This window comes from Nocardiopsis flavescens, from assembly GCF_900141985.1.
GTDB lineage: Bacteria > Actinomycetota > Actinomycetes > Streptosporangiales > Streptosporangiaceae > Nocardiopsis > Nocardiopsis flavescens.
In genome coordinates, this window is record NZ_FQZK01000053.1 from 5,951 (window position 1) to 8,445 (window position 2,495).

1 protein-coding gene is annotated in these 2,495 nt (G+C 75.2%); it reads right to left on the reverse strand.

All coding sequences use genetic code 11. The features are described 5' to 3' along the window. Positions 1–2,495 (reverse strand): hypothetical protein (locus BUE45_RS32855; RefSeq protein WP_218619614.1); only part of this gene is annotated, 2,495 nt, incomplete at both ends.

A 2,495-nucleotide genomic window follows, 5' to 3' on the forward strand; every position in this document is an offset into this window, starting at 1 on the left:
GGACGTGCACGGTGACGCTGTCCGGGCGCACGACCTCCTTGCCCTTGAGCGTGAGCGGCGGGTCCACGGCCGCGTTCTCGGCGAGGTGGATCATCAGGCCCAGGTCCGACGTCAGCTTCCTGCTGCCGTTGTGCAGCGCGTCGGGGGTCAGGGCGTCCAGGACGCGCAGGGTGTTCTCGCGCGCCACGTTGTAGTTGCGGCGCAGGCCGTAGACCTCGCGCCACTTCTTCTCGCCGAACGAGGCGCCCTCGTTGCCGGGGCGCAGCGCGTAGTCGGACCGGTTGCGGGCCATGTCCGGGATGACCATGCCCGGGTGCTCGCGGGCGATGGACTCCAGCACCTCCCGCTGGAGGCGCTCGTACACCGTGGAGCCGTCGTCCGGCGCGTCCTCGGTGCCGTCCGAGGACTCCGCGTCGTCCCGGGCCTGCGCACCGTCCCCGTCCTCCGTGCCGGGGTCCCGTTCGGGCCGGTCGAAGCCGAGCACGGTGGTGCCGCTGAGGTCGGTGACGGTGTCCCCGCGCAGGTGGGCCATGGGCGGGCGGGGGTCCTCGCCGTGGTCGCGCCCGCGCGGCCCGCCCCCGGCGGCGGCGTGCAGGGTGTCCGCGTCGCGGTGGGAGAGGACCTCGACGGTCTCGCCGGTGAAGGCGTGCGGAGAGGGCTCCCCCTCGATGTGCACGAAGAGGTCGCGCTCGACGCGGTAGGCGAGGAAGTCCTCGGTGTCGGCGATGTCGCGGGCGATGGTGCGTCGGGAGCCGGTCCGGGAGGAGGAGTGCCCCTCGCTGTCCAGGGTGCGGGAGTAGACGTACTCCACGGTGGGCACGTCGATGCGGGTCATGCCGCCGCCGGGCAGCGACAGCTCGATGTTCACGCCGCCGCCGAAGCTGAAACCGAAGCTCCGGCTGCGACTGCCGGAGGAGGTGACGGTGTGCTCGGACCCGTCGTGGCGGGTGAGCTCGCCCAGGTGCGGGGCGTGCCCGTAGGCGCGGTACTCGGTGGCCGAGGACGCCAGGCGCACCATCCGGGAGGTGCCGTCCTCCTGGAAGAGCTTGATCGTGATCGGTCCCCGGTCCAGGTGCGGCAGGTACTCCTGGAGGGAGTCGTTGTCGAGCACGGTCCGGATCGCGTTGTGCAGGTCGCGGGCCGCCTGGCCCCGGGAGCCCCGGGCGCGCCGGCCGGTGGCGCCCTCGGCGCCGTTCGGCGCGAGGCGGTCGGCCAGCCAGGTCCCGAGGTCGGTGTGGGTGGGGGCGGTGCCCTCCTCCCCGCCGTGGGGGACGATCCGCTCGACCTTGATGGGCAGGCCGCCGTGCAGGGTCCGGGGGTTGGGGCGCGGCGCGGGCCCCTCGGAGCCGGAGGAGGCGTCGTCGGCCCCCTCTCCGGCGGGCGGCCGGGGGAGGCTGATGTGGGCGGGGGCGCCCTCGGGGAACCGCTCCGGCTTGCCGGACAGGATGAGGGCCAGTCCGTCGCGCACCACCGCGGGGCGGGGGGTCAGGGCCGTCGGCCCGGTCGGCGGGGTGACACCGAGGTCCATGCGCAGGTCGGTGGTGTAGACCTCGGCCGGCGCGCTGTTGTCCATCGCCTGCACGGCGGTGGACGTCGAGGAACCGCCGCTGGTCCCGCCGCGCAGCCGGGTGCCGCCGCTGGCGCCCACCGTGAGGCTGGGGCCGATCGGGTCGCCGAGGAAGGTCGGTCCGAAGTACAGCGGGTTGGCGGTGAACTTCACGCTCATGCCCCGGCGTGCCCCCCGCGCGAGGGTGTCGCCGGAGGCGGTGGTGCGGGTACGCTCCTGGCCGCCGATGATCGCGGCGTCGGTGCCCTCGCCCTCGCGGATCGGCACGTGCCGGTAGGCCGGCGGGCCCTCGCCGTCGGGCCGGTCGGAGGACAGCTTGACGCGGACCGACCACCGGTTCCCGTCGGTCCCGACGGTGACCTCGCGCCCGTTGCCGGTGAAGAACGGGTCCATGCCCTCCTGGCGCGCGATGCGGTCGACCTCCGCCAGCACCTGATCCCGCACGGCCCGGGGCATGCGCGGGCGCATCCCGCGCAGGGAGCGCTCGATCGCCGCGGGGACGCCGTCGGTGCGCAGCCGGCCGGGTCCGACCATGCGGGAGCCGACGAGGTAGTCGAGGTCGTGGGCCTCGCCGTCGCGGTCCACGGTGAGGGAGCCGTCGTAGACGTCGGGGTCGGCGGGGTCGCGTTCGTCGTCGGTGGTCTCGGCTCCGGACCCGTCGTCGGGGTCGTCGTCCGGGTCGTCGTCGCGGTCGGGGTCGCGGCGCACGGGGGCGGGCCGTTCGTCGCCGCCCGGCTCCTCGGCCGGTGCGCGGCGGGTGCCCGAGCCCTCGCCCGTCTCCCCGGTCAGCGAGCGTCCGTCCGGACCCAGGGTGTCCAGGTCGTGGACCCGGGCGCTGAACACCTGGACCTCGGTGGACCCGGGCGGGGGCAGGACGGACCGCAGGTCCTTGGGCCAGGAGAGGTCGCCGACCACGGCGGGGTCGGGG